We start from the raw sequence: 5125 nt of genomic DNA on the forward strand, positions 1-5125 counted from the left end.
TCAGCTCGTAGACGCCGTCGCCGTCCGCGTCCCAGCGGTACGCGACGATTTCGCCCTCGTCGGTTGAACTGGTGGCGTCCAGGGTCACGGATTCGTTCACGACCGCCTCCGCCGGCGCCGCGATGCGCGGTCCTCGAGTTCCGTCACGCGGTTCTGTAGTTCGTTCACGCGCTGCTCGGCGTCTTGCCGGTCGCGGACGGCCTCGCGTCGGCGCTCGCTCTCGGCGTCGAGTTGCGCCTGCAGCGACTCCCGTTCGCCCTCGAGTTCCTCGATGCGCTCTTTGAGTTCCGCGCGCCCGAGGAGTTCGTCCAGCATGAGCGAAAGACGGCGGTCCGGGCGCTTAGGCGTTTCTCATGCGGCTGCCGCGTAGCCTCGCTACGATTACACGGTCGCTCTCACGGCCCGTTTGGCCCGCGTTCGTTCGCCGGCGGCACCACTGCTGGCCCAGCGCCGAATAGTTTATTGTCCCGGCCGGTGTACCTACGGTCCACGAAGCGACTCTGATCATGGTCGAATTCGACATCTCGGATTCTACGCCGGTTCTCGATTCCGACGCCGACGCAGATCGCAGGTCGATCGACGAGATTGTCGACACCCCTCGCCAACGGGAGATGGTCACGCTCCTCCTCCGAACCCACGACCGGGACGCCGTCCGGAACGCCGTCGAGCAGTTCAATGGCTTCGTCCTCGACGAGATCGCGGACAACTATCTCCGCGTGAAACTGCGCGAGGTGGCTGTCGAACACGTCCGCGATCTCGATGACGTAGCGTCCGCTCAGGTGGAAGGGACGTTCGAACTGGCCAACCAGGGAAACTGAACCTCCCCGCGCAGTTTCCGTCGGGGTCGGCGTACAGGGGGGCGGTCTTCGACGCTTACCGGGCGTCACTGAACGCAGTCGATCTGGACGAGGGTGGTGCAGGGGTCGACATTGGAATCATCGACACTGTCTACGAAATCCCCGACAGCCTCGACGTCGACGTTCACGTCGAGCACAGTACCGACCTCAGCGACGACGAGCATCCGGAACAGAAGATGGTCGGCCACGGGTCGTGGGTCCTCAGAACCATCGCGGAGTTCGCGCCCGACGCGACATACCACTTCTACCGCATCGAAACAAACGAACTGGCGCTCCAGCGGGGCAGTAATACGATTCCAGAAGGGCGCCTGATCGACGCGTTCGACGCGGCGGACAGCGACGACCTCGACCTGCTGAACGTCTCCGGTGGCGTCTACCACCACCGGTGTGACAGGGAGTGTGAAATCGCAACCTTCCTTGCCGAGGACGTAGAAGGCGACCACCTCACGGTCGCAGCGGCGGGGAACCGGAACGCGAAATCCGAACTGAAACACGTCCTGTGCCCGGCTCTCCGTGAGCAGACACTCGCGGTCAGCGGCTACGTCCCCAGATGCACGCACGACTACGTCGATGACCGGAGCAGCGACCAGATCTGGGCGGACCTCACGTCGGTTCCGAAAGTCGAGAAAGTCGGGGCCCAGCAGAAAGTCTGCGGGTTCGGCCAGTGTGCGCCTGGCCACTCATGCGGGACTGCTCGGAGCGAGACCTGGTTCCCGTTGTGCGCCCTACCAGCCGGCGGAAAGCCCGACCTCCTCGCACCGGTTTACTACCCACACGTCACCGAAAAGTGGAGTTACCTGATGCCGGGGACGAGTTATGCCACGCCCGTCGTCACTGGCCTGCTCGCCGCGATACTGAGTGACGTAGACCGGGCTTTCGACGCGGCCGAACTGCTCGAGGCTGTCCGCGACACGGCTCGAACCCCAGACGACCTCGACGAACCGAACTTCTCTACAGCCCAGGCGAAGTTCGACGTGGCTGCGACTCGAGAGCAGCTCGCGGGGTCACAACCTTCTCGGTGACCGGTCGAGAATGGTCGGATAATGACCGACGCGATCGATTTGCCGACCGAGGAACTCGACGACGCCGAAACGCTGGCCGACGTTCAGGCTAACGTGGCCCGCGCGAACGAGGCCCTCGTCGCGCGAGCGGACCGTCACGACGGAGAGAGGTACGAATCAGCCGGCGTATCCTTCGACCTGGACAGCAACGGTGTCACAGAGTCACTGCAAGAGTGGCTCACAAAACTCAGGGGGAGGGTTGACGAGTTGGCCCGGGAGGAGGGCGTCGAGTCCTACACGGTGAGCGTGACGGGGGGCGTGACAGGCGTCTCGATTCAGCTGGGGATGACGTACGCGCCGGACACCGACCGGTGACCGGAGCCGTGTACGCGGTAAATCCAAGGCCGCGACGAGCGCGGATTCAGAGAGCGTCGTCCGGCCGGAACAGGCGGTGAGCAGTTCGGACGGTCACGCCGTTTCCCTGTCGTTCCTTCTGGCGGGAGTTCGACGAATCCGCGGCATGCGTGCCGTCGGTCGACAACTGGAGCAACTGCGTCGCTCGGTCCGGTTTGGCCAGGAAAACCGCCTGCTGTTGCCAGAAGTCACTGTCGTCCTGGACGTACTCGTGTGGGACCGCGAGTGTGTCACGGGGGAGGCTCTCGGAGGACGAGACTGAGAAGTGTTTGCGACCGAGTTTCATGACGATCGGGACGTCCTCGTCGGCATACAGTTGTTCTTTCACAGCGTCGTGTTGCGACTGTGGAATTGACGCCTGTTGGTCCCCGTCCGTCGGCTCGACGTACAGCCGTCCGAGGTAGTAGCCGCTTGAGAAGGCCTCGAACATGTATGCGAGTCTTTGGCACAGTCACACATAAGCGCTCCGGCGAAACCCGTAAGCCGTCGCGCAGTTCCACCGAAGAGCAGACACCCTTTTCCCCGTTCGCCGCTAACTCAAGGTGAACATGGACTCGGGGGCGCTGCTCGACATACTCGGCAACGAAAACCGGCGGCGGATCCTCCGGTTGCTCGCGCGCAAACCCTGCTACGTCACCGAGATCTCGGAGTACATCGGCGTCAGCCCGAAGGCCGTCATCGACCACCTCCGCAAACTCGAGGAGGCCGGCCTCGTCGAGTCCCAGGTCGACGACCAGCGCCGCAAGTACTTCCACATCGCCGAGAACCTCCGCCTGGAGGTCCGGCTGTCGCCGTTCGACTTCGGCGCGAAGTCGGCGTACCCCGCGAGCGCGGACCTGGACCTGACGCGCTGCCAGCACGTGTCCATCCGCATCAAGCAGGACCGCGAGGACGAGGTCTCCGACCTCGCGGGCCGCCTCCAGGAGCTCAAGGACCTCGAACGCGAGCTGTCGCTGGCCCAGCGCTGGGTGCAGGGCCGCCTCGCGGACGTCCAGAACCGGCTCGCGGACGCCGTCGGCGACGGCCACGAACGCCTCTACGCGGACGTGCTCGCGTCGCTGGCGGACGGCAACCGGACCGTGAGCGCGCTCGCCACGTCCCTGGACGCGCCCGAACCGCTCGTCGACGGCGTCCTCGAGACGCTTCGCGAGCAGGACGTCGTCGAGCAGAACGGCGGCGAGTGGTACATCGTGGACTGATCGCGAGTCAGACTGGACTGGCACGCGGTCGACAGCCCAGACCGGGCCGTCGCCGAGTAGCAATCTTTTCGTCCGCGCACGCGGAAGCACTGGGCATGAACACAGGGGACCGCGTGCGCGTCGACCGCGACGACACCACCCACGAGGGCGTGTTGCTGCCGTCTGCGTCGCCCGACCACCTCGTCGTGAAACTCGAGTCCGGGTACAACGTCGGCGTCGACCGCGACGCCGCCGACGTGGAAGTGCTTGAGCGCGACGTCTACGACGTCGAGAGCGACGGCGCCGAGGGCGCCGCCTCCGAAGTGGCGTTCGACGACGACCTCCCGACCGTCGCGCTCATCTCCACCGGGGGGACCATCGCCTCCACCGTTGACTACCGGACGGGCGCCGTCACGGCGCAGTTCGACGCCGAGGACGTCCTGCGGGCGGTGCCGGACCTCGCCGGGCGCGCGAACTACCGCGGCCGCGTCGTCGCGAACATCCTCTCGGAGAACATGGAACCGCCGATCTGGCAGGACCTCGCCGAGGCGGTCCACGAGGAGGTAGAGGCGGGCGCCGACGGCGTCGTCGTCATGCACGGCACGGACACGATGCAGTACTCCGCGAGCGCGCTGTCGTTCATGCTGGACACGCCCGTCCCGGTCGTGTTCACGGGCAGCCAGCGCTCCGCGGACCGGCCGTCCTCTGACAACGTGATGAACGCCGTCTGCTCGGTGGAGGCCGCCAAGAGCGACGCCGCGGAGGTCATGGTCTGCATGCACGCCTCCGAGAGCGACGACCGGTGCGCGCTCCACCGCGGCACGCGCGTCCGGAAGAACCACACGAGCCGCCGGGACGCCTTCGAGACGGTGGGCGGCGAGCCGCTGGGGTACGTCGACTACGACGCGGCCAGCGAGGACGCCACCGGCGACGCGCGCGGCGTCGAGTACCGCGGCGAGTACGCCGAGCGCGGCGCGACCGACCTCGACATCACCCCCGACCTGGACGCGGACGTCGAGCTCGTGAAGTTCACGCCCGGCATGGACCCCGGATTCTTCGAGGTCTGCGAGGGCAAGGACGGCGTGGTCATCGAGGGAACCGGCCTCGGGCACGTCCACACGGACTTCATCGACACCATCGAGGACCTCGTCGACGACGGCGCGACGGTCGTGATGACCAGCCAGTGTCTCGAAGGGCGAGTCTGTGACCGCGTCTACGACACGGGCCGCGACCTCCTCGACGCCGGGGTCGTCGAGGGCGAGGACATGCTCCCGGGGACAGCGAAGGTGAAGCTGCTGTGGGCGCTGGCGAACACGGAGAACCCCGCCGAGACGATGCGCACCCCGCTCGCGGGCGAGATGACCGACCGGTCGACTCCCTGGACCGCATGACACAGCAGGACCTCCGCGTCCGGCAGGCGGAACTGGACGACTACGACGACGTCGCGGCGTTCACGCAGGACACGTGGGCGGACCGCCGCGACAGCGGCGACTACATCCCGCGCGTCTTCGAGGACTGGGTGGACAGCGACGGGCCGCGCCAGCGCACGCTCGTCGTGGACGCCGGCGACGACGTCGCGGGCCTCGCGCAGTTCGTCCGCCTCTCGGAGCACGAGGCGTGGGCGCAGGGGATGCGCACGAACCCGGATTACCGGGGGCGTGGCGTCGGCCGACGG

At 66.5% G+C, this 5125-nt stretch carries 7 protein-coding genes and 1 pseudogene; 6 read left to right on the plus strand and 2 right to left on the minus strand.

What is annotated here, in order from left to right; translation table 11 throughout:
- Positions 1-117 precede the first annotated feature (117 nt).
- Positions 118-315 (minus strand): annotated as a pseudogene (locus GRX66_RS16465) (Vms1/Ankzf1 family peptidyl-tRNA hydrolase); the annotation flags it as partial.
- A 191-nt stretch (positions 316-506) separates the two neighbouring features.
- Here GRX66_RS16465 and GRX66_RS16470 point away from each other — a divergent pair.
- The 3 genes from GRX66_RS16470 to GRX66_RS16485 all read left to right on the plus strand — a co-directional run bounded on the left by GRX66_RS16470 (position 507) and on the right by GRX66_RS16485 (position 2233).
- Complete coding sequence (locus tag GRX66_RS16470; protein ID WP_159527491.1) at positions 507-818, plus strand: hypothetical protein; 312 nt, start codon at positions 507-509, stop codon at positions 816-818.
- Positions 819-955: 137 nt separating this feature from the next.
- The gene (locus tag GRX66_RS16480) at positions 956-1879 is read left to right on the plus strand and encodes a S8 family serine peptidase (RefSeq protein ID WP_325064163.1); all 924 of its coding nucleotides are present in this window, start codon (positions 956-958) and stop codon (positions 1877-1879) included.
- A gap of 21 nt (positions 1880-1900) precedes the next feature.
- Complete coding sequence (locus GRX66_RS16485; RefSeq protein ID WP_159527494.1) at positions 1901-2233, plus strand: hypothetical protein; 333 nt, start codon at positions 1901-1903, stop codon at positions 2231-2233.
- Between the two features lie 46 nt (positions 2234-2279).
- On the opposite strand, the gene GRX66_RS16490 is transcribed toward GRX66_RS16485, so the two are convergent.
- Positions 2280-2702 carry a DUF5802 family protein gene (locus tag GRX66_RS16490; protein WP_233745594.1) on the minus strand — a complete coding sequence of 141 codons (423 nt, stop codon included), beginning with the start codon at positions 2700-2702 and terminating at the stop codon, positions 2280-2282.
- 118 nt (positions 2703-2820) lie between these two features.
- Here GRX66_RS16490 and GRX66_RS16495 point away from each other — a divergent pair, with 118 nt between their 5' ends.
- The 3 genes from GRX66_RS16495 to GRX66_RS16505 all read left to right on the plus strand — a co-directional run.
- Positions 2821-3471 carry an ArsR/SmtB family transcription factor gene (locus GRX66_RS16495; protein ID WP_159527495.1) on the plus strand — a complete coding sequence of 217 codons (651 nt, stop codon included), beginning with the start codon at positions 2821-2823 and terminating at the stop codon, positions 3469-3471.
- A gap of 89 nt (positions 3472-3560) precedes the next feature.
- Positions 3561-4841 carry a Glu-tRNA(Gln) amidotransferase subunit GatD gene (gene gatD, locus GRX66_RS16500; RefSeq protein WP_201293071.1) on the plus strand — a complete coding sequence of 427 codons (1281 nt, stop codon included), beginning with the start codon at positions 3561-3563 and terminating at the stop codon, positions 4839-4841.
- On the plus strand, positions 4838-5125 hold a 288-nt coding region (locus GRX66_RS16505), incomplete at its 3' end, for a GNAT family N-acetyltransferase (protein ID WP_159527497.1). The genes gatD and GRX66_RS16505, both read left to right, overlap by 4 nt.

Origin of the sequence: Halobacterium bonnevillei (genome assembly GCF_009831555.1) — an archaeon.
In the GTDB taxonomy this organism is placed as follows: Archaea; Halobacteriota; Halobacteria; order Halobacteriales; family Halobacteriaceae; genus Halobacterium; species Halobacterium bonnevillei.